Source organism: Cytobacillus oceanisediminis (assembly GCF_022811925.1).
GTDB lineage: Bacteria > Bacillota > Bacilli > Bacillales > Cytobacillaceae > Cytobacillus > Cytobacillus oceanisediminis_D.
Genome location: NZ_CP065511.1, coordinates 5,134,003 through 5,157,523 on the forward strand (window position 1 = coordinate 5,134,003; position 23,521 = coordinate 5,157,523).

A 23,521-nucleotide genomic window follows, 5' to 3' on the forward strand; every position below is an offset into this window, starting at 1 on the left:
AGTTAGACGAGCATGCAAGGAATATTTGTTCAAGTTATAAGAAAAATGATTTAACTATGTAATCACTCAATGTTTAGCCGTTGCCTCTCATAGATTGACACTTACTTCATAAAAAGTAAATCTGAACCATTATATCAATATGCCGCAGGTGGAATTATTTAAGGCATCTATGGTAAGATAAAAATGTTTTTATTTTGATAATTTTAAGGAGAATTATTACATGGAGAAGATAAAATATCCGGTTTACGACTATATGAAGTTCATTTGGAAAAAGAAGCTTTTGTTGATCGGTTTTACTATTTTGTGCATGGTGATTGGTGCGGGGCTTAGTTATACAAAGCAGACTGTGTATACTTCGACTGCAAATGTTTTCACCGGAAACGCGGAAAATGATTTACTATCAAAACCAGAATTGATCACACCTATCTATAAAGAGGAACTTCCGGATGGGATAAGTGATTCCCTAAATATCAAAATTGTTGGACCGTTCCATATTTCATTAAGTTTAAGCGGACCGAACAAAGAAGCAGTAGAAAGCAATACAAAAAAAGTAGCTGAGCAATATACACAGGACCTGACAGAGCGATTTAATGAACAGTATGAGGCTCAGAAAAATTACAAGAATGCTCTTGAAGGATTAATGGAAGAAACAAAAGAGACTATTTCACAATATAATCAGCTGAAGCAGGAAACCTCAGACGAAAACAAGCTATTTAACTTTACTGAGGCATTGATCAATAAAAGGTATTGGGAGTATACAACAGACTTTCGTGATGCCGACTTAGATTTATCTATGGCAGAACCTCCTAGGTTAATACCGGGCATTTCAACAACCCAAACATCAAATAACCTTCTTAGAAATACTATACTTGCTGGTGCCTTTGGCTTCCAACTAATGCTGGTCCTTCTAGTGCTTTGGAAATATATCATTAACGCTCGCCGCGCATTATCGGAGCGAAAATAGTTTTATAATATTGAAACCCTTAAAATCCTTGATGCCATTGGTGTTTTAAGGGTTTTGCCGGTTAAAAAAACAGAAGGTGTTTATATGAGCAATTCATTTGTAAAAAATACGATCATGACGTTAAGCAGGCAAATCTCCGGTATTTTACTTGGCCTTTTGGCTTCCATTATTATTGCAAGATCATTAGGCCCTGAAGGAAATGGCTTGTACCAGCTGATTGTCCTGCTTCCTACTACCCTTATGACCCTGCTTAATTTGGGTGTAGGTACCTCCAGTGTGTATTACGTTGGACAGAAGAAATATGACATAAAGGATATTATCAAGACGAATACTGCTTCAGGCGCTGTTTTAAGTCTAGCAGCTGTCATTATTGGCCTTATAGGCGTTATGTTTTTTTCGGACAAGTTCTTTGAAGGAGTGCCGCCAAATTACCTTTACTTCATTCTGCTGATTATGCCGCTGCTAATGCTTAATGATTTTTATCTGGTTATTTTTCAGGGAGTCCAGGATTTTAAATCCTTTAATTCACTGGCTCTATTAAGACAGCTGGCCGCATTGATTACTCTGGTTATATTTATTTTTGTGCTCAAGATCGGTCTTGTCGGAACAGTCATTGCTTTTATTGCAGGGGTTGTAACGCAATTTATAGTAACGCTGATTCTGCTGAATAAAAATCTAAAAACCAATTTGTTCTCAGGGAGCTTTTCTAAGGCTTATTTTAAGGAATCCTTTTCATTCGGCTTTAAAGCCCACTTCAGCAATGTATTGTCATTCATCAATTACAGAGCTGATATCTACCTTATTTCAATGTTCCTTAATCCAGCGGCGGTTGGTTTATACGGAGTGGCTGTCAGTATCGCAGAAAGATTATGGATTGTTTCTCAATCCATTTCTTCGGTTTTATACCCAGCCATCTCTTCTTCAAGTGATGTTGATAGTAAAAATAAACTAACAAGCGTAATAAGCAGAAACGTTTTATTCTTTTCTATAATAGCCGGTATCGTTTTTTACTTTGCCAGCGATATCATTTTCAGATTGCTATTTGGAGAGGCATATGCAGACAGTTCCGATATTTTAAAAATGCTGCTGCCTGGAATTATCTTATTCTCTGTTGATCGAATACTTTCCAATGATCTAGCAGGGAGAGGAAAGCCCGAGCTAAATATGTACACTTCTATTTTCACAGTAGCTTCTAATATTATTTTAAATATCCTGCTCATTCCCAAAGTTGGAATAGCTGGGGCTGCTATAAGTACCTCAGTCACTTATAGTTTAAGTACACTGGTAAAAATGATTTTATTCAAAAGGGAAACAGGCGTATCTTATTCAAAGATGGTTCTATTGCAAAAAGAGGATCTTATCCTTTTCAAACGACTAATCAATAAGGCGGTAAAAAGATCATGAAAGTCCTAATCATCCCTTCATGGTACCCTATTAAAGAAAATCCGATTTTAGGCATATTCTTCAAGGAGCAGGCAAAAGCTATCCAAAAAAGCGGATGTGACGTTACTGTTATCTATCCTGAAATAAAAACGATGCGTTTCTATAATGCCAATTGGAAAAAAGGGATCAAAGCCGAGGATGAGGAAGGTATAAAAACATACCGCTACAGAGGGTATAACCCCTTCCCTGCCAGAATCCCTTATGCTACAGGATATATCTATTATTTAAGATTGAAAACGCTATACAGCCAAATGGTTAAAGCAGAAGGGAAGCCAGATATTATCCATGCCCACTCATGTCTTTGGGGAGGCTGGGCAGCAGCAAAAATAGCGGCGGAAGAAAAGATTCCTCTTGTTGTTACCGAACATTCGAGCAAACTAGTTAGAGGCCTGCTTAAGCCATATGAAGAGAAAGAAATCACTAAAACGCTGAGGCAAACAGACAGAATTATATCAGTAGGGCCAAGTTTAAAAAAAGCGCTAGCACATTATACGGACAAAGAAATTGTTGAAATCCCCAACATAGTAGATTTCAAAAGCTTTCAGAATGCAGACCTTGTTGAGGCCAGCAAAACGAATAACTTCAGATTCTTCTCGTTAGCTTTATTAACGCCCAATAAAGGGATGGACTTACTGATCAGAAGTTTTGCCAGTGGCTTTAAAGACCAGGAAGCTGAACTATTTATCGGTGGAGACGGCGCCCAAAAAGAAGAATTAATGAACCTGGCCAAAACATTGGGTGTTGATAAGCAAGTAATATTTCTGGGTGCGATAAACCGGGAAGAAGTAATACAGCAGATGAATGCGTGTGATACTTTTGTACTTGCCAGTAAATTTGAAACATTCGGGGTTGTGCTAATTGAGGCCCTAGCCTGCGGAAAGCCGGTGATTTCAACAGACTCGGGAGGACCTGGTTCCATCGTTAATGAAAAGAACGGAATTATTGTTCCTGTTGATAACGAAGAAAAGCTCCGCCAAGCGATGGAAAAGGTCTACCATAACTATTCAGATTATGACTCAAAAGAAATACGCGAAGATTGTTCGGCAAGATTCAGTGAAGAAGTGATTATGGAACAAATTTTAAGAATATATCAAACTCTAGTTTAGAGGTACTCAACATGAATTGGAAAGCCACAGCTTATATAGTTGTATTTGCTCTGATTTTTTTAGACTCGTTTTTCTTTAATGTTCCCATTGGCCCCTTACGAATAACACTATTAAGGCTGGTTATCGGAGTGCTATTCATTATTATGCTTGATCAGATTTTTCTTAAGAGAAATCCTTTGATTACTGATCATATTAAATTCCCGCTGGCCTTTCTGGGAATTTGGTTTTACTATGGCGCCCTTTCGCTAGTATGGACAAGCAATAAAGGGACAGCAGTGAAGGAGCTTTATTACTTTGCCGTCTTCTTATTGTTAATTATTGTTTTGATATTTTTACTGCAGCACCTTAAGAGCAGCTTGATAACGAAAACATTTTGGATTAGCGGCTTTGTATTGGTCCTGATCTCTGTTTTGGAGTTTAAATTTAATATCCATTTGCCTACCTCCCGTTTCGTCATTGAAGCAGAAAGATTTACGGATGCCACAGCGAGTCGGGCTACAGGCTTCTTTTACAATGAAAATGACTTTGCTTTATACTTAGTCATGATCATTCCATTCTATTTAGCGGGACTGCTAAAAAAGCCGATATTATTCAAATTAGTAAATACCGGTTTGATTATAGCCATCTTTATAATTACGTATTTAAATGATGCCCGATTAAGTGTAATGGCTATAGTCCTGCAAGTACTGCTATTTACATTGCTATCATTTAGACGTTTCATTAAACATAGCGCACGCCTGTTTCTGTTATTCAGTCCACTCCTATTCCTAGCAGCAGCTGGCATTTTCTATTACCTTTCAAACGCTTCTTTATTTGAAGGGATCAAAGCCGGCCAGGGATCTGGATTTATTCGGATGAACTTATACTTAAGCGGCCTATACGCATCCTTTAAGTCCTTTATGTTAGGAGTAGGTCCAGGAAACTTCCAGCATCATATTTATTTTAATACACTTGGATTTACGAATCCCCATAACTGGTGGCTAGAGATCCTCACTAACTATGGCCTCTTCATTTTTGCAGGTTATTGCATATTCTTTGGCTATATCTTAATCCAGTTATATTTGATTTACTGGTCGGATAAAAAGAATAATAAACTGGCTTTGACTCTTTTCCTAAGCTTTATCGGCTTTGCGATAGCATGCCTGGGGCCAAGCAGCTTATTTTACTTCTGGCCGATGTGGCTGCTGTATGGCGTAACCCTTGGATATATTGTTCAAAAAAGAAAATATTTAAAAAGGGAACGCACTCCTGATCATTCTCTAGAAAGTAAAGAAGGCTGACTCAAATGAGTCAGCCTTCTTTTTTCAATTACTTAAATAGATTTTTCAACTTAGTGAATACAGTCTCGCTTACAGCACCTTTTCCACCAAGAACCGTTACTTTTTCCACGGATTCTTCAGCAAGGAAAGCTTCTGTCTCTGCCGGCAAGTTAGCATCAGTTAACAAAATGCCTGTATCATTCTTAGCAGCTAAAGCGGCACCCGCAAGAGCATCGGCAAATTGCTTTCCAGTTGCTACATAGTACTCGTAAGCACCGTTATCAAAATGCTTTGCAACATTTAAAGAAGTTTCATAACGAGTCTTCCCGCCAATACGGTAAGGGTTAGGCAATTCACTTGCTACTGAGAAAGATACAACTCCAGTTCCGCCAATTACCAGTGACTTGGAAGCACCTAAATCTCTGATAGCAGTGCTTGTTACAGATGGAAGGCTATACATTTCAGTTAATAGAATCGGCATTCCATTTGAAGCCGCATAGGCAGCAGCAGATAGAGCATCTGGGAAGTCCTTGCCTCTAACTACAACAACTTCTTCTGCCCCATTAGGAGCTACCTCATATGCAATGGCTGCAGCTGTTGCAAAACGGTCTTTGCCGGATAAACGATCAACATTCAATCCAGAGTCTTCCAGGTCTTGAGCAATTGCTTCACTTACAGCACCTTTTCCTCCGAGAATAATTACATTTTTGGCACCTAAACGCTCAATTTCAGCCTTTGTTGCATCCGAAAGACTGTTCGGTTTTGTTAATAGCAATGGAGCATCATTCTTCTTAGCTAACGGGATACCCGCAAGAGCATCGGCATAGTTATCACCGCGTGCCAATACGACAGTATCAGCTTCAGTCCAGCCTTTTTTGCTGATTTCGACTGCAGTTACATAGCGGTCAGAACCAGAAAGGCGATTTACACGCTCTGCGTCTTCATTGCGGTAAATGTCTACTACCTGTTCAGTGGTATTTCCTGCACCATCTACAAGAGTTAATGTGAAGGAGTTATCCCCTTCTTTTACAGGAACAGTAACTTCCGTAGTTGCAGTATCAGGCTCAGCCAATTCTTCCATCTGCTGAACGAATACCTTTTCCCCATCTAATAATAATGTAAAGGCATTGAAGTTATCTTCAATATCAACATTAAATGTAACTTCTTCAACTTCTTTATCAACAAATCTAGGAGCATCCGTGTTTAACACAGGGCTTGTTGTATCAATCATGATTTTGCGGGCAAATGAAAACTCTTTTCCGGAAACGTCTGTTGCTACGATTTGGACATCATATTTTCCATCCTGTTCAAACGTAACAGTTGCAGTAAATTCATATTCCCCTTTGTCGTTTTGCTTGAAAGAAACATCCTTGCCATTTACAGTTAAAGACTTAAGGGCGATATCCTCATGTACCAGTCCAGAGAATGTAATGGAACGAGTATTGTAATGTCCAAATGGAACGAGCTCATCAGTAGAGACATCAATAATCGGAAGTCCAGAATCCCCTACGGCTACTTCATCGAAGGACACATTATAAACCTTATCGACAGCAGCTACTTCAACAACAGCTTTTTCAGGAATGGAATCAAGAACAACACTTGTTTTATCTGCAGCTGCATCAGCTACTTTCACTCCATTTACAAACACAGCATAAGCCGCAATACCAACACCTGCATCAGAAGCTTTCCAGCTTACTGTTTTGGTTTCAGCATCATATTCTGCCTCAAGTTTAGGAGCTGTATTATCTACGTATACAGGCACTTTCTTCGTTTGCCATTCAGCACCCTCGTAATGAACTTTTCCTTTTAGCTCATAGTAATATAAGCCATCTTCCGCCGCTTTTCCTTTAATTTTTCCATCCCAGGCGCGTTCAGGGTTGAAGTCATAAGGATTGGTATCACCGGAATCAAACCAATTCTTTCTGACATTTGATTCAAGGTTTACTCTTGCTACCTGCTTGCCATCTTTATCAAGGATATTCGTCTGCAATTCCTTGGCATTACGAAGCATAGCTGGAAGAGCATTAATATCGTCAAGGTTGCCATCGCCATTCGGTGAAAATGCGTATACATCCTTGCCATCTACTTTTAGCATATCTGCGAAATAATCACCATTTTCGACTAGCATATCTGTAGGGAACGCATCATAGAATCTATTTTCCCCCAGAGTCTTAAAGCCATCGAAGATTTCAGGGCGGTCCCACTCACCATAGAAGCCCAGGTAAGGTACAGTTAGTGTTGGGTTTACACTATCTTTCTTGGCATCTTCTAAATGCACAAAACCTTCTACGAAGATATCTTCTTTAAGGTAAAGGGAAATTGGCTTTCCATCCTTATCCAACCCTGGAAGTTTTGCTTTAGAGATATCAACTGTGACTGTGAACTCTACAGTTTCACCTGGAGCCACTGTCACTGTCTCAGGACCATCAACTTCAACACCAGCAAGGTCCCCGGCAATTAGAGCATTGCGGTCTTCTTCGCCTTCAACCTGCTGAATTGTATCAGCTAGTACACGTGTTTTTACGTTATAAGTAACTTCTTCTGAATCAGAAATATTGGTAACCGCTAAAGGCAGTTCAAATTTTGTTTCTTTAAAGTCAAAGAGTTCTACTTTCGCTTCCCCTGTTGACTGATCAGTTAAAATAGCTGGCGAAGAAACGGCACTAAATGTTTGCATCATGCCAGCACCCTGACGGCGAGGTGAGAAAGGCTGGCCATGAACATCATCAATTGTTTTCGCTGTATTAACTAATAGCACCTTCGCCAATCGTGTACGCTGTTCAAAATCCAGATCAGAGAATCGGTCATCCTCTTGCAGAAATTGCTGAACCAATGCAGATCCGCCGGCAACATGAGGAGCTGCCATGGAAGTTCCGCTCATAACCGTATATTTATCATCATTTACTGTAGAATAGATATTTCCACCAGGAGCTGTGATTTCCGGCTTCAATCTTAAATCAGGCGTAACACCCCAAGAAGTGAAGTCAGTCATACGGCCCATTACCGGATCTTCTTTTTTGCTAGTTTGGGCAACAGAAGCAGTTGCATCACCATTCGCAATCGCTTTTTCCAATTCTTCTCCATCGCCTGCTGAAATCATCATAAACGGCACATCCCAGCCGCCCTGGTTTTCATAGAATGTTCCTGCTCCTGAATCATATACAATAATTCCTGCAGCACCTGCTTCTGCAGCGTTTACTGTTTTATCAAAGAATGATAGAGTTCCCCGCTTAACAACGACAATCTTGCCTTCTACATCGACACCTTCGTAATCAGAAGGGTTTCCGCAAACTTTACAAGCCTTTCCGCTTTCTTCCGTCACACCATTTGCCTGAGATAAGCTTACAAGCTCTAAACCAGAAGCAGCAAGACTGGACCAATCATCCACTCCATATCCAGTAAATGTCTTTCCGCCTACTGTTGCTTGATGCTGGTATAAATAGGCTACGTTACCTGAAGCAGCAACCTGCAGAGTATCCGGATTTAATCCCGGGGATCCAACTACCCCAATATCCGGGTTCTTAGCATATGGCGCATCCCAACCGCTTCCCAGATGTGCAGAGTTACCCGCAGAGACAGCGCAAACAATTCCGTTCTCTACCGCTCTAGTAATGGCAATATCCTCAGCGCCCTGCTCTTCATAGAATGCAGCAGTTGATCCTAAGCTCATATTTAATACATCAGCACCGAGTTTAATAGAATCATCAATGGCTGCTAAATAAACATCAGACCATGTTGACGGAAAATTCGGATCATTACTGAATACTTTCATTCCAAGAACCTGTGCTTCAGGAGCGACACCCTTGATTCCTCCAGTTTTTTCATCCCCATTTGCTGCGACTGTACCGGCAACGTGCATACCATGCATGGAGGCAGCAGGTCCAAGGTCTAAAATAGTGTCATTGCTGTCATAGTAGTTATAGCCATAAGGTACTTTACCTGAATAATATTTACCTTTTAGGCCATCTTCTTTAACAAGAGCATCTACTTCGCTCTTTTCCAGATCAGCATTGGTTTTATCAATATTCTGGAAATCTTTATGGGAAGGATCGACACCTGTGTCAATTACTGAAACAATCATGCCTTCCCCTTTATATCCGGCATCTCCCCAAGTGGCAGCTGATTGGATAAAACTGTGGCTTGTCTTCATGTTAGGCTCTACTTCTGGACGGTTGTAAGCATTGGCTAAATAAACTGCTTTTACACCAGATAAACCTTCAATTTTAGCGACTTCCCCGTATTTTACTTCACCGCTGAATCCATTAAAAGCGGTAGAGAAGTTTTTAAGATATTCAAATTTTACGCCCTTTGATTTAATCTCACTTTTCACCGAACTTTGCTGTTTTAACACTTTTGAAGCCAGTGATTTTTTTGTCGATTCTGATAATTCTTTGTAAAGTTTGCCTTCTTCAGTTGCAGTCTCTAAAGGGGTTTTTCCGTCAAGTTCAACAATTACGCGAACTTTATCAGAAGCTTTTAATTCGGATTTAAGAGTCTTATCTTTAAGTTCTGTTTTCTTTAATGTCTCTGCTTTTAATTCTTTAATTTGGCTAATTTTTTGGTCGTAGAAGTCATTTGAACTTTTGGTGGTTGCAGAAGCTGTGTAGCTGAAGCTTGATAGAACTAATGCAGAAGTAAGGGCATATGAAGCTATTTTACCGGCCTTTTTCCTATTTTGTTTTTTCAACTTTTTTCTTCCCCCATTATCCTTTGAATTATAAGAATGCTATGTACAATTGACCTTAGTACAATATTCCTAAGACAAGACCTGCCTCCTTTTACAAAATTGGTATTAATAGTTATATTTTACAAATTGCTAGATTGTTAGTCAATCAATATTTAGACAGTTCTAAATATTGAACCTATTACTTTCGATACAAAAAAAAGGAGACACTAATAACAAGGTCTCCTTTTCTCCTATTTTTTATAGTCATTAAGCCTTCACATACCACTTTTTCAAGTGGAGAATAATAGCAACAGCAGACCAGGCTAAAAGCATCACGCCGGCATAGGCAAGCTGCGGATATTGGGTGATCAGGTCCATTTTACTTAATAGCCAGGCCGAAAAAGACACCTCTTCCCCTCCAGCATTGATCATTATGCGGGCCAGGAAGGAATAAACGATAAACTTGCCAAAATAAATGAGGAAGCTATTTCGGCCGAACGCTTCTATATACCATGAAAATATAGTTTTTCTCGTATTTCTTAGCTGATCAAAAATCAGATGGATAAAAGCGAATACAATGATTACGCTGCCCGCTGTGAGCATCGCAAATGAAGGAGTCCAGATTTTTTTATTGAAGGGCAAGAAGTTTGAAGCTGCGTAAGAAAGAAGCAATACTGCAGCTCCAAAAAGAATTAATTCTTTCCAGGCCCCTTTATCCCGCTTTTCCAACAAAATTTTTCCCGCTATCATGCCCAGGAGCACATTCGAGAGAGCACCTATTACCGTCATAAAACCTTCAGGATCATAGCCCATTGTCCCCTGATGATACAAATGCTCAGCTCCGAATACGGCGACATCAATGATGCCTGACGGATTGCAGTCCGGCTGCAAAAGCCCATCCGTACAGCTTTGGCTAAATGAAAATAACATATATCCATGAATAAGCAGGATAAAAGCAACAACAGGGATAAGCAATCGCCATGATTTTACGAGAGTGGATATAATAACCGCGAGCAGCCCAATAACTCCATATAACTGAAGAACCCCTGTAATGCGTATAGTGGAAAAATCAATTTTCCAATCGACAATCATATTAAAGAGTAATCCATAGATAATTAACCGAATGGTCCTCTTAATCAGCTTGCTCCAGTTCACGCCGCGTTGATAGGCAAAAGCCATCCCTACTCCGAAAACCGTTATAAATCCAGGCAATATATAGTCCATGATTGTAATATCGTACCACCTGGCATGGCGGAGATACTCGTATCCTCCAGCCGGAATATGAAATAAAAACACAGACAGCAATACAATCAGTCCTCTTGTAATATCAAGGGAGCGAAACCTTCTCTTTTTCGGTGCTTCTTTTAATGCACGTTCCATAAACAATGTCCTTTCTAGCAAATGTCATTACTGTTATATGATATAATACTTCATGGAAAAAAACGCAGAAAAGAGGACTTTTCTTGAAACGATTGATAGGTTTATTTTTAATCATAGCGTTATTTATTGGCGGATATTTCTTGTTAAAAGAAGAAACAGTTATATTTTATTCTCCCCATGCAGATGACGAAGTATTAAGCATGGGAGGTTCGATTATAAAGGCAGTGGAAGAAGATAAAAATGTCATAGTTATATTGCTGTCCAAAGGCCTTGCTAGCAGTGCCTATCATAAGGTGAATACCAAGCTTCAGGAAGAAGGCTATGATAACATATCCCCTCAGGAATTTGGAGAGGCAAGGATTAAGGAGTTTAAAAAATCCGTTGAGACAATGGGTGTGAAACCTGAAAATATTCTTATTTATGATTTGCCGGATGCTGCATTCACACCTGATATGGTAAAAGAAATCATGATTGATATGGAAAAGGACTACCCTGGTGCAACCCATCATGTGATGACAGATCATGACCCTCATCCAGACCATGCTTCAACAGGTAAGGCTTTAAAAGCCCTGCAAAAAGAAGGGACAATTAAAAAGGCTGGTTATTACCATATCCCCATTCAGGAATTCGAAAATTTATCCTATACAGGCAAAGATGAAATAAGTGAGGAACATGCGGAGAAGTACCAAAACGCTTTGGATGCTTATGGCGAATGGGCCCCTGAAGAAGATAAATTTCAGATCGGGCAAATCTCGGTTACAGACTACTTTGAGAATGCGATTAAATACCTGGAAAGCAGATGGCATCAATAAAAAGGATAAATTTGTAATGTTATTGTAGATTTTGGTTTTAAAAGAATGTTAGGATTCAATAGAGAGATTATTGAAAGGCGGAGGAGAATGTTTAAAAAAGCTTTATCCTTTTTACTTGTATTTAGCCTGTTTTTGGGATTCTTCAGCCCTGCGACAAGCATGGCTGAAGAAACTTATGAAATTCCCACATACTATGAGACTAACAAGCTGCTAACAGAAGCGGCACTGGCAAAGAATATCCCGCCAGAAATTGCTAAAACACTCGCTTACCAGGAAAGCGGCTGGAACCAATTTAAGGATGGTAAACCATATGTAGCGCCTGATGGCGGAATCGGCATTATGCAGGTAACAAATGATGACAGATTTGATGAAGACCTATTGAAGACTGACATCGAATACAATATTAATGCCGGTTTGCAAAAGCTTGATGAGAAATTTCGCGGTGTTGATGGCAAACTGCCAACCTTAAATAATAATGACCGTGACATTCTCGAAAGCTGGTATTTTGCTATTTTAGCTTATAACGGCAGAGTTGAGGAAAATAGCCCATTAAAATTAACAACAGATGGAAGCAGAAATGAAGATGCTTATCAGGAAAAGTTCTTTAGGTTAATGAACGATTCCTTTTATATCGGAATGGATATACACCCGATTCCATTTGACTTTAAGCCTGAAGATTTTACGTATAGCGGTGCACCGAATCACCTCTTAAGCTTTAATAAAGATAATTATGAAATTCCCGGGCATCTGTTGCATGAGACAGAGCATAAATTTACGCAAAATGATATCTTGCTTTCCGCGGATAGCGCGAACTTCCGTGAGGCTCCCTCCAGCTTATCAAAATCGCTGAAGGATCTTCCATCAGGTGAAAGAGAAGCTGTGAGAGTACTGGATAAATCATTTGTTTATGATCAATCAAACAAATACGGATTAGCGGATGACAAGATGCGGTTTAGACAATACGTCTGGTATAAAGTAGAGATGCAGGATGGCAGAATGGCTTATACCGCCTCAAGTGACCTTAAGCATCTTGGCAAAAGATTATACGGAAAGACCCGTTATGATACAGCAGTTTCCATCTCCCAGGAAGGCTGGAAGGATGGTGCAGGCACAGTAGTGCTTGCCTATGGAGAAGATTTTCCTGATGCACTAGCCGGGACTCCATTAGCCTATCAGCTGGATGCCCCAATGCTATTAACTAAGGTTAATAGCTTACCAGATTCAACAAAAGCCGAGATTAGAAGATTGAAACCAAAAGCAGCATATATCCTTGGCGGTACTGGTGCTGTTAGCAAAAATGTAGAAGCTGAACTTAAGCAACTAGGAATTATGGAAATTAGCCGTCTCGGCGGCAAAACCAGATTTGAAACGGCAAATGAAATTGCTATGCATATGCCTAATAAGGGAGATAAGGCCGTCCTTGCATATGGACGCAACTTCCCAGACGCACTGGCGATTGCTCCTTATGCAGCCAGGAATGGATATCCTATTCTTTTAACTGAGACGAATAAAATTCCTGCCGCGACAGCGACTATCCTGAAAGGCTTTAGCGAAACGCTTGTTGCTGGCGGCTATGGTGTTATCAGTGAAAACGCGATCGCCAACCTAAACACTGTCCGTTTTAGAGGAACAGATCGTTTTGGAACAAACGCCGATATTGTAAGGAAGTTAGAAATGGGAAGTGAACAAGCCTTTGTAGCCACCGGCTATAATTTTGCAGATGCTTTAACAGGAGCAGTTCTAGTTGCTAAAAAGAACTCACACCTTCTGTTAACACCGCCAGCTTCCATTAAAGATCCTATTAAAACGACCATTCTAGAGAAAAAGTACGATCACTTCCAATTCCTTGGCGGTAAGTCAGTGGTTGGTATTGAGAATGAGCTTGGAAAAATGATAGAAAGATAGAGATGGCTTTAAGCATTTCTGAGACCGAACAACCCCCACTTTTGTGAAAGTGGGGGTTGGCACATTTTAATAGCCATCTTACCTCGAAAAAAAGGAACAAAATTTAAGAGTTGCAGATGAACACATATATAAACCGTATCTTCCGCAATTATCAAACTTTCTTACACCTCATACCCAATCAACCATGCTAAACGCTTAATTTGAATTGACCCAGGCATTGTACTCAGCAGGAGGTTTCTGAGTTGGATTGCTGCAGGGTTCTCAAGCTGCATAAATCTGCCCATAAATCTAGATCCCCTTACAATTTGTGTGGTTCGCGGAATTCTCATTTTTTCATAATCCCTAAAAGCTTGTTGCATATTTTCTGGATGTTTCTCAAGGCACCGAGATAATATTATAGCATCTTCTATAGCCTGGGCTCCCCCTTGTCCCAAATTGGGCAGCATCGGATGAGCCGCGTCCCCAAGTAAAATAGCCCTGCCTTGACTCCATGATTTAATCGGTTTTCTATCAAAAATTTCATGGGTGAGGATATTCGTTTCCTTAGTTGACTCAATGACAGCTTCTATCGGTCCCCACCATCCCCTAAAATGCTCCAAAGCAGTTTTTTTCCTGTTCTGCGCTGTCTTCAATGTTCCCTCTGGGGTATTGATAGCTGCAAACCAATAAATTCGGCCTTTCCCCAAATGAGAGAATCCGAACCTTTTACCGGGACCCCAAGCCTCAAAGCCACCTCCCAGTTCAATAGGAAAGCGCACATCATTAAAATGAGAGATGCCGCGAATAGCAGTAAACCCAGAATAACGAAGAGGTGTAGAGCCAACTAACAATCTCCTTACTTGGGAATGAACTCCGTCGGCACCGATTAAAAGATCGCCTTCGACAACCTCCTCTTTCTCAAATTTCGCGCTGATTTTCGATGCATCCTTTTCTATGCTAATAAGCTTTTTCCCCAAAATAACAGTACCCGGCTTTAAATTTTGATATAAAATGCTTTGTAAGTCTGCTCGATGAATTAAATAACTGTATGTCCCATATTGTTTTGCTTGTACATGAACCGGTAAATCCACCAGCAGCTTTCCATCCCAAGTCCTTATTTCTGCTTTTTTAACGGATGATCCCATTCTGCGAACCTGTTCGCCTATACCCAGCTTGTCCAATGCCTTCATAGCATTTGCAGCCAAAACAATTCCTGCACCAAATTCCTTAAGTTCCGCAGCTTTCTCGTATACAGAAACGTCCAGGCCTAACTGCTGCAATGCATTTGCAGCTGAAAGTCCACCTAACCCGCCACCAATAACGATTGTTTTGGGGAGAGCAGCTGGTATTCCCATATTGATCACCCTTTCATGCAATGCTTACTATTTAAGATACTACCAAAATCATTTCCTCACCGCCTCAAAAGCTTGGAATTTCTTGTGTTTCCAATCGGGTGTTTGGTATAATTTAGAAAAATACAAGGTGTGATAAAGGTGTCACTTTCCTATTTGTTAACTGTTATCCCTCTTTTAATTCTTCGCACATTTTTTTTAAGCAATGAAAATCTCCCCGTCTATTCAAAGTCCATTCTTCCCCTATTATTAATAATTTCAATTTATTACTTAATTACTTTTATTCCTGGAACTAATCGCAGAATTAAGAAAAGATATGGTGTTCCATTAATAGGTTTGATGGTTGTATTTTTTTATTCCTATAAAACTAAACATTTCTTATGTTTAGAGATTATTATTAATTAAAAATAAAAAGTGTGGGTCTATTTTGATTATTAATAAAAATATAATTCCTAATTTTACAGGTGCTGTTGTTCTATTCATTGTTTTTGTTTCTTTAATACCTGCAACAATAAAATGGGTATTGCTCTATTTTTAATTTCATTTTTAATACCTAACTTCCGAGAGATCATGTTCGAAAATAAGTTGAGAAAGTTTAAAGTAGCATTTTATACATCAATCATTTTCACATTAGGATTTACCATTTTCCTGGAGCCTTCGTTGTTAATTTCCTTTGATTTTTCCAATTTATTTTGGTTTCTTCTTATCTTTTTTTATTGCTCAATAGGCATTTTTAGTTATGGAATACCCGCTTCTATCATTGCTGAATTTGTTTCAAGAAGATCCATGAGATTCCGTACCTTGATATCAGGGATAATTCACATTGGAATGGGTCTCTTTACTGGTGTTATTGGAATTTATTCAGATATGATAGAGCCCGGCTTTTATGTCCTATCAACGATATGTTCCGTAATTTTCTTCCTTCTTGATGAATTTACAAGAAGGAAGATTTAAAATAACAGAATACAAATTTTGTTTATTATAGCGACAGCAGCTTATGTTCGTTAAACTCCTGTAAATAATCTGATTACTTCCCTCAAGTTCCAGCACAAAATCATTATAAATGAGATTGGTTGGCTGATAGCCTTGAGCCATGTCTATTTTTTTGTAACTAAACACCCATGCCTTTCGTCTATTATTAACGGGGATATTTACTAAGACTTTTCTACTGAATAATTTTCTTTACAGACTGAAATTTCAGTATCAAAATGGATGAAATTCTGTTATTCTTTATTTTATGATGTAACTTTTTGTCAATTTATGTGGAGGGAAACAACAATGAGGTCAGAGAATAAAAAGAAGAAACGAACCTGGCTCCGTGTGACCGGTATTTTGGTTTTGTTAATATTAATCGGCACAGGAGTATATGGTTATACCGTATATAAATCATTAACAAGCGCAGTAGAAACAATGCATGAACCGATAGAAAGAGAGAAGTCCGAAAAGCGGACAGAGCAAATTACGCTGGAGAAGAAGGAACCTTTTTCGGTATTGATGCTTGGTGTCGATGAGCGTGAGGGAGACCGCGGCCGTTCGGATTCCATGATTGTTCTTTCTGTTAACCCAAACCAAAACTCAGTTAAAATGCTTAGTATTCCGCGTGATACAAGGACAGAAATTATTGGAAAAGGTTTTGACGATAAGATTAACCATGCCTATGCATTCGGCGGCGTTGAGATGTCCATGAATACTGTAGAGAATTTCCTTGACATCCCTATTGATTACTATATGCAAATCAACATGGAAGGCTTTAAGGATATTGTTGATGCCGTTGGCGGAGTAACAGTGAATAATGATTTAGATTTCACTTATGAAGGTGTTCATTTTACAAAAGGACAATTAACTTTAAATGGAGAAAAGGCATTAAAGTTCTCCAGAATGAGATATGACGACCCGAGAGGCGACTTTGGCCGCCAGCTTCGGCAGCGTGAGGTGATCCAAGGTGTGCTGAAAGAAGGTGCAAGCTTATCTTCTTTAACAAACTATGATGAAATATTCACAGCTCTCGGCAATAATATTAAAACCAACATGAAATTCAATGAAATGGTGGGTATTCAGAAAAACTATCGGGCTGCCGCCACATCAGTTGAACAAATGTCTATTAAAGGGTCGGGAACAAAAATTGATAAAGTCTATTACTTAATGGTTCCGGATGAGGAAAAACAGCGCGTTCAGAACGAATTGAAAACTCATTTAGAGCTTAATTAAGGAGAATCCTCTTTCACTTAAAGTGAAGGAGGATTTTTATAAAACTAACTGGTAAAATAATTCTCAAACTTTATTATTTCAAATATCGTATATATTTAAAAGGACGATCTGGGGTCGGTTTAAGTGACTAAACGAAAATATAATAAAGAACGGTACGATTTAGGAATTAAGATCCTTTATATTCTAAACTTTGGAATAGTCATATTTTTAGGGTTGGCTATTTTGCTCATAGAATATTATCCAGGGTTTCTTAAGGTATTTAAATAAACCATCTCATTTAAGAGATGGCCTTTTTATTTCGTATTTTTAAATTTAATACTTCTATGATAAATAAAGTTCCCCATAAAATAATCCTAAGGAAATTAAACTTACCTTTTTACCTTCCATACTACTTCCTCCTAAAATGATTCTTGGAAACTATTACATAATAAAGGGTAATATAAATATTTACCATATTTCAGAACTAACAATTACAATATTTTTTACAATCAAACGTTTGATTGAAGTCTAAAATAACAAAGTTCCTGCGGCATCTTATATAATTATATGATGACAAATGCTAAGAAAAAAGAGAGGGATTAATGATCGCTCGGCAATCATTAATCCCCTCCTTAAATACTCTTAAAATACTTTTAATTCATTAAATCCACTACTTGTTTTAACACAGGTTCTCCAATGCCCCCGCCAATTTGGTGCACATCATTCGCATGTTTCCCTTGAATCACATTAACCTGTGAAGAATCCAGCTTATTGGATACCAATAAAACAGGTACATTGTATTTAGCCGCCAAGGGCCCTGCAGCTAAAGCGTCTACTAATTTGGATGTACTTGCATGGGCTACCATAATCGTTGGCATTTCTTCTTGTTTGTAGAAGGTTTTAATGACTTTAGCATTGGTCTCCTGGCGATTAACACCGCTTAACCGATTATTTACTACACTTTTTGCAGTGATGATGTTCATCTCAGTTATGATAGCCGGGTAGATAACACCTTTACCCCCAATAAAGTAGGAAGTTTGAAGACCTTCACCCTTTAGCCATTGATACGTATTGGCTGGTACAGCTTTTTTCTCTGTTAAGATAATTGGCTGTTTGGTTTGACCGGATTGAGCTGCGATCGACAAAGCATCAGGTTCCCCGTGGCCATAAGCCATATAAACCGTATGGACATCGACCAGTTTATCAAGCTCCTGTGCGATCTTAAGTGACGTTTCATATCTTGTTTTTCCGCCAATTCGTGATACTGAGTATCCTTGAGAGGATAGGTTATTCTTTACTCCATCCGAAATGACACCTGATCCCCCAATTAACACAATATTTTTTGCTTTAAGCCGCTTGATTTCTGCCATGGTCTCTTCAGACAAACTATTAGCACCTGCTAAAAGAATCGGAGCATTCTTAGCTGAAGCCAATGGTGTAGCCGTTAATCCATCAGCGATCGCCCAGCCATTTACCAGGAAGACTGTATCAGATGCAGACCAGCCCTTTTTTGAAATTTCTACAGCTGTAATATAGCGGGTTTTACCGACTAATTTGCTAAGCTGCGTATTCCCTTTAATGACTTTTACTTTTGTTGGATTGCTTGCATTTCCCTCCTTATCAAATGCAATGATGACAAGTTCTGTTCCGGCATTCGGATGAGCAGGGATTTCAACAGCAAAGAAGCCGTTCGCTCCTGTTTCACCCTTTCCAATTTCGGAGTTGCCTATTCTGACAGAGATGGTTGAACCAGACTCTGCTGTTCCAAATATTTTCAGGTTCCGATCAGATACCGTATTTACTACTGGGGCAGATGGAGGAGTACCGTCAGCAATAGTGACCTTTGCAGCAGAACTCACATTCCCGGCTGTATCTTTTGCAGTAACTTCAACGATCGTACCTGCTTTTTGTTTTGGAATCGTGATTGAGAATTTGCCTTCTGTATCAGCCATCCCTTTCCAGCTTCCCGTTCCAATTTTGACGGTAACTTCAGCACCTCTTTCTGCACTCCCCGTTACTGCTGTTGATTGATCAGTAACTTTATTGACCGTTGGCGCTGCTGGAGCTGTTTCATCCATTACCGTTACTTTGGCTGCTTCACTTACATTACCTGCTTCGTCTTTCGCTGTCACTTCAATAACAGTGCCTGCTTTTTGCTTTGGAATTTCTATTGAAAATTGACCTTCTGTATTGGCTGTGCCTTTCCAGCTTCCTGTACCAATTTTAACAGTCACTTCGGCACCTTTTTCAGCACTTCCGGTGACTGCTGTCGCTTGATCGGTAACTTTATTGACCGTTGGCGCTGCTGGAGCTGTTTCATCCACTACTGTTACTTTGGTTGCTTCACTTCTATTGCCTGCTGCATCCTTCGCAGACACTTCTATGAGCGTGCCTGCTTTTTGTTTCGGTATGGTGATTAAAAATTGACCCTCAGAATTGGCCAATACTTCCCAGATTCCTGTCCCTATCACAACCAACACTTCAGACCCCTTTTCGGTACTTCCGGTAACTGCTGTTGATTGGTCGGTTACTTTATCCACCATTGGAGCTGGTGGAGCTGTTTCATCCACTACTGTTACTTTGGCTGCTGCACTTACATTGCCGGCTGCATCTTTCGCCGATACCTCAATGATGGTGCCAGCTTTTTGTTTTGGAATCGTGATGGAGAACTGGCCTTCTGTATTCGCCATCCCTTTCCAGCTTTCCGTTCCAATTTTAACAGTCACTTCTGAGCCTTTTTCCGCTGCCCCTGTTACAGCAGCAGCTTGATCATTTACTTTGTTTACCGTCGGTGCTGCCGGGGGAGTCCCATCCACCACTGTTACTTTTGCAGACGGACTTACGTTGCCTTCTCTGTCTGTTGCTGTTACTTCAATAATAGTTCCAATTTTTTGCTTTGGAATCGCAACTAAAAATATGCCTTCAGCATCTGTGATGCCTTTCCAGCTTGCTGTTCCGATCTTCACATTTATTTCAGTATCTACTTCTGCATTTCCGGTGACTGCAGTGGATTGGTCGGTTACTTTACGGACGATTGGAGCTGCCGGGATATCTCCATCCACTACTGTTACCTTTACAGCCTGACTGACATTTCCAGCCGCGTCTTTTGCCGTTACTTCAATTAGCGTCCCTGCAGATTGTTTCGGAATGCTAACCGAAAACTCACCTTCTAAGCTGGAAGTACCTTTCCAGCTTCCTATTCCAATTTTGACAGTTACTTCTGAACCCTTTTCAGCTGTTCCTGTTACAGCTAAGTCCTGATCTGTCACTTTATTTACTTGTGGACCACCAGGTGCTGTAACATCTTCTACTGTCACTATTGCAGGTTCACTTACATTTCCGGATTGATCCATAGCATATACTTCAATATTTGTCCCTGCTGTCTTTGGTGAAATAGATAGCTGAAAATCTCCTGCTTGGTTTGCTGTGTCTCTTCCAATTTCAATTCCTTCAGCAATAGCATAGATTGTGGCATTAGCTTCAGCTTTACCTGTGATAATCGAATCCGCGTCTCCAACCTGAATCACGACAGGACTGGACGGCGCTGTGATATCCGGTTCTCCCGAATTCATGTCCAGAATGGTATAAGTAATATCTGCCCCTTTTCCAGCAGGCTCTTCAAAACCTTCCTCCGAATTAAATGCTGTTACAACCGAACCTCCGCCACGGAGATTGATTGAATTGCCGCTGAAGATTTTTTCATTTAGCGAATCGAAGAATGGGTCACCCATAAATCCATGTATGCCATTGCGTTCTTTTAATAAAAGTGCAATTCTAAAATTGGTCATTAGCTTTCCGAATGTCATATTCGGATCAATATATTTCTTTGCAGCGTTTTCAACTGCTACATAGTCATTATTGGGGTCCTGAAGAATTTCTTTAAAAATGTTATCGCCTATCCCAGCTTGAATTTTTATATACTGACCAAACAGATAAGACAAGGAATAATTGGACAATGTATCCCCATAACGATCCCAATAAAGCAAAGAATGGCCATTCTGGATGGCAGTCGATACATTATAGTAATTCACTCTGTCTTCAAGACCGTAGCCTGTATAAATTTGTTCTGCCGCCATGGATAAAGACTCATTCAGCCAGGTGTCCATGCTTCCTCCACCCTCTATCAGGGCATTGCGATTAAAATTCACCATATGCTGAAACTCATGTGCCAATGTTTCATATGAACTGGTCACATCTTTAACTGACCCCATTCCCATAGCCGGATATGTGTCAATATAAAAAATTTCTGACATGTTTGAACCAGAGACATTATACAAATCCCCCGCCCAGAAATAACCTGCTACATATCCGCCGCTTCCGGAAAATCCATCCTGAATGTCATAGGTTAATATATTTATTTTTCCATCAGAATTAACATCTGACTCCGGTCCAAAATGATTAGTAACGGAGGAATGAATTTTACTATCAAACTCAATACCTAATTTTTCAGCATCTGAATCTGTGATTTCATTATTGTGAACCCACACATTTGCCTTTGTTCCGCTGTATGCCAATCTGGCATTTATTTGTTCATTAGCATTGGTCGTCAAATTGGATACCCAAAAATACTTATAATCCCCAACGCTGTATGAGCTGTTAATGGACTTTGTATTTTTCTCAAGGAGTTTCCCTTTATTGCTGGAACTGTCAAAAGGCTTATCGTAATCAACTTTATAAGCACTCGGTTTTAAACTGCTGTCTATTGTATATTTCATATCTTTAACATCAAATGTTCCAGAAGACTGCGCTGTCTCTGCATCAACGGATTCATTGCTTATGACCGCATATTGATCAGGCGGTAAAGATGGATTCACTGAAGCAAACGGGTTTTCAACCTTAAACAGCGTTACATCTGAGTAGTAAGTATCAGAACTGCTTTGAGATGTACCTATCCTCATATAAATATAACCCTGATCTGCAAAATAACTTTTCTGCAGATCTACGCCAAGGGTAGCTTCAGTAAACCACGCAACTGGGAAGTCACTCCCACCAACGTAAGATAAGGAATTATTAGCTTCCTTATAGAACTCAATGGTAAGCAATCCGTCTTTGGGAGAAGACTGATTCGATCTGTATAGTAAACTGAGTTCCATATACTCTGAGTCATCTGGCGAAGTTGCTAGATGATTAAAATATGTAGAATGATTAACCCCATAACTGTCTATCAGGATATCAATCAATTCCCCATTATTCTTAAGCGGGTAATTAGCTGGATCCTGATAATTAGCTTCTCCTTCAAGTGATAATCTAGGCTTGGAATCAACCGAAAAATCTGCTGATATGGTTTCCCCAGCCTGCTTATTCTCCTTGTCTTCTCCTTGGGCCGATGCTGCTGCCGGGATGAGTAACAACTGTATAACTAGAATAATGGATAATAGTTTCTTCAAGACTTTCCTGCTCCTTTAAAATGTGATATTTTACCTAATGATATTTTACTAGATCGAGCAGAAAGTTACACTAAAATTTGGAATATAATTTTTATGTACAAAGAGAGAAGATCCTCACAAAAAATATACAAAACCGGCTCAGTTCTACCTAAGCCAGTTTTGTATGGAAAATTATTATGATTTCCTTAGCCTTCTTATTGATAAGCAGATGAGTATAATTCCCAAAATGGTTGTCAAAAAGGGATATAAAAGAGGAAAATAGAAAACAGGATAGCCATTCCGGTCATCTGTATAATACCCTGCCCCTCCAAAGTGCATCGGCGGGATCAGCTTTGTCTGTAGTTTGTTTTTATTTTTGTATGTAAATGGTTCTTTCGTTAATGTTCCATCTTCCTCTATGGTAATAGCCATATACTTGAGCTCCTCGATTGGGACAAAACCTTCCATTGTATTGCCAATCATTCTTTCTTTTGCCCCGTTCATCCGGAGAACAACGACTAAGGATTCCTGATCTGTTTTTTTATCCAATACTCTCCAATAAGAAATATAATGAGTATATTGATTTAAGCCTTCCTGTCCGACTTTCACAGGGTAGCCTTTTAGGACTTCCTGTGTTAAGCTATCGACGGTTACATAAATATCTGCCGGGGTAACCAAATCGCCCCATGGATTCTTGTATGACTCGTTTTCTTCCAGTATTCTGTAAATGTCGATCTTTGAACCCCCAAACTCATACTCGGTTGGAGCCCCTTTATACATCTCGTTTAGCTCTGTTATTCTATATTTTTTTTCCATTTCAAAATCATAAAACTTTTCCATGACCATCTCACTGGTAACCGGAATAGATACCACAAATAAAAAGATTCCCAATAATAATGTAATAGCCAGTGTTACTTTTCTAAAGTTCTTCATGTGCTTTCCTTCCGTGAAACAAGATGCCTTTAGTTCTCATTTTACCAATTTCATCTAGTGAAATATATAAAAAATTCCAGATGAGAACCTCATGGAAAACTGTTGTGATTTTCTTCAACGATAGGGTGTTATATTCAAGCGCAGCTGCCAAACCTTGCGGCTAGCTAAA

Annotated in this window: 12 protein-coding genes; 7 read left to right on the forward strand and 5 right to left on the reverse strand. The window is 39.5% G+C overall.

The genetic code is table 11. The features are described from left to right. Window positions 1–220 precede the first annotated feature (220 nt). The 4 genes from IRB79_RS25865 to IRB79_RS25880 all read left to right on the forward strand — a co-directional run bounded on the left by IRB79_RS25865 (window position 221) and on the right by IRB79_RS25880 (window position 4,793). A complete protein-coding gene (locus IRB79_RS25865; RefSeq protein WP_243505989.1) occupies window positions 221–964 on the forward strand; it encodes a Wzz/FepE/Etk N-terminal domain-containing protein in 744 nt (247 codons plus the stop codon). Window positions 965–1,048: 84 nt separating this feature from the next. Continuing rightward, window positions 1,049–2,368, forward strand: a complete 1,320-nt coding sequence (locus IRB79_RS25870; RefSeq protein ID WP_243505990.1) for a flippase — start codon at window positions 1,049–1,051, stop codon at window positions 2,366–2,368. Continuing rightward, a complete protein-coding gene (locus tag IRB79_RS25875) occupies window positions 2,365–3,513 on the forward strand; it encodes a glycosyltransferase (protein WP_243505991.1) in 1,149 nt (382 codons plus the stop codon). The genes IRB79_RS25870 and IRB79_RS25875 overlap by 4 nt, the downstream gene beginning before the upstream one ends. An 11-nt stretch (window positions 3,514–3,524) precedes the next feature. Continuing rightward, on the forward strand, window positions 3,525–4,793 hold the full coding sequence (locus IRB79_RS25880; RefSeq protein WP_243505992.1) for an O-antigen ligase family protein: 1,269 nt from the start codon (window positions 3,525–3,527) through the stop codon (window positions 4,791–4,793). A 28-nt stretch (window positions 4,794–4,821) separates the two neighbouring features. On the opposite strand, the gene IRB79_RS25885 is transcribed toward IRB79_RS25880, so the two are convergent. Both IRB79_RS25885 and IRB79_RS25890 read right to left on the reverse strand, forming a co-directional pair. Beyond that, complete coding sequence (locus IRB79_RS25885; RefSeq protein WP_243505993.1) at window positions 4,822–9,459, reverse strand: cell wall-binding repeat-containing protein; 4,638 nt, start codon at window positions 9,457–9,459, stop codon at window positions 4,822–4,824. 246 nt (window positions 9,460–9,705) lie between these two features. Continuing rightward, window positions 9,706–10,818 carry a heparan-alpha-glucosaminide N-acetyltransferase domain-containing protein gene (locus IRB79_RS25890; protein WP_243505994.1) on the reverse strand — a complete coding sequence of 371 codons (1,113 nt, stop codon included), beginning with the start codon at window positions 10,816–10,818 and terminating at the stop codon, window positions 9,706–9,708. Between the two features lie 83 nt (window positions 10,819–10,901). Here IRB79_RS25890 and IRB79_RS25895 point away from each other — a divergent pair, with 83 nt between their 5' ends. Both IRB79_RS25895 and IRB79_RS25900 read left to right on the forward strand, forming a co-directional pair. Continuing rightward, window positions 10,902–11,630, forward strand: a complete 729-nt coding sequence (locus IRB79_RS25895) for a PIG-L deacetylase family protein (RefSeq protein WP_243505995.1) — start codon at window positions 10,902–10,904, stop codon at window positions 11,628–11,630. Window positions 11,631–11,717: 87 nt separating this feature from the next. Then, window positions 11,718–13,535, forward strand: a complete 1,818-nt coding sequence (locus IRB79_RS25900) for a cell wall-binding repeat-containing protein (protein WP_243505996.1) — start codon at window positions 11,718–11,720, stop codon at window positions 13,533–13,535. A gap of 161 nt (window positions 13,536–13,696) precedes the next feature. Here the strand turns inward: IRB79_RS25900 and IRB79_RS25905 are convergent, their stop codons facing one another. Then, window positions 13,697–14,869 carry an FAD-dependent monooxygenase gene (locus IRB79_RS25905; RefSeq protein WP_243505997.1) on the reverse strand — a complete coding sequence of 391 codons (1,173 nt, stop codon included), beginning with the start codon at window positions 14,867–14,869 and terminating at the stop codon, window positions 13,697–13,699. A 1,275-nt stretch (window positions 14,870–16,144) separates the two neighbouring features. Here IRB79_RS25905 and IRB79_RS25910 point away from each other — a divergent pair. After that, window positions 16,145–17,074, forward strand: a complete 930-nt coding sequence (locus IRB79_RS25910; protein ID WP_243505998.1) for a polyisoprenyl-teichoic acid--peptidoglycan teichoic acid transferase TagU — start codon at window positions 16,145–16,147, stop codon at window positions 17,072–17,074. Window positions 17,075–17,706: 632 nt separating this feature from the next. Here IRB79_RS25910 and IRB79_RS25915 read toward each other — a convergent pair. Both IRB79_RS25915 and IRB79_RS25920 read right to left on the reverse strand, forming a co-directional pair. Then, on the reverse strand, window positions 17,707–22,440 hold the full coding sequence (locus IRB79_RS25915) for an Ig-like domain-containing protein (protein WP_243505999.1): 4,734 nt from the start codon (window positions 22,438–22,440) through the stop codon (window positions 17,707–17,709). 174 nt (window positions 22,441–22,614) lie between these two features. Next, window positions 22,615–23,352, reverse strand: a complete 738-nt coding sequence (locus IRB79_RS25920; RefSeq protein ID WP_243506000.1) for a hypothetical protein — start codon at window positions 23,350–23,352, stop codon at window positions 22,615–22,617. Window positions 23,353–23,521 lie beyond the last annotated feature (169 nt).

Excerpts from the sequence above, each read along its gene's own strand:
- IRB79_RS25920 (WP_243506000.1), bottom strand. The coding sequence starts at position 23,352 with ATGAAGAACTTTAGAAAAGTAACACTGGCTATTACATTATTATTGGGA.
- IRB79_RS25875 (WP_243505991.1), top strand. The coding sequence starts at position 2,365 with ATGAAAGTCCTAATCATCCCTTCATGGTACCCTATTAAAGAAAATCCG.
- IRB79_RS25890 (WP_243505994.1), bottom strand. The coding sequence starts at position 10,818 with ATGGAACGTGCATTAAAAGAAGCACCGAAAAAGAGAAGGTTTCGCTCC.
- IRB79_RS25865 (WP_243505989.1), top strand. The coding sequence starts at position 221 with ATGGAGAAGATAAAATATCCGGTTTACGACTATATGAAGTTCATTTGG.
- IRB79_RS25910 (WP_243505998.1), top strand. The coding sequence starts at position 16,145 with ATGAGGTCAGAGAATAAAAAGAAGAAACGAACCTGGCTCCGTGTGACC.
- IRB79_RS25905 (WP_243505997.1), bottom strand. The coding sequence starts at position 14,869 with ATGGGAATACCAGCTGCTCTCCCCAAAACAATCGTTATTGGTGGCGGG.
- IRB79_RS25880 (WP_243505992.1), top strand. The coding sequence starts at position 3,525 with ATGAATTGGAAAGCCACAGCTTATATAGTTGTATTTGCTCTGATTTTT.
- IRB79_RS25870 (WP_243505990.1), top strand. The coding sequence starts at position 1,049 with ATGAGCAATTCATTTGTAAAAAATACGATCATGACGTTAAGCAGGCAA.
- IRB79_RS25900 (WP_243505996.1), top strand. The coding sequence starts at position 11,718 with ATGTTTAAAAAAGCTTTATCCTTTTTACTTGTATTTAGCCTGTTTTTG.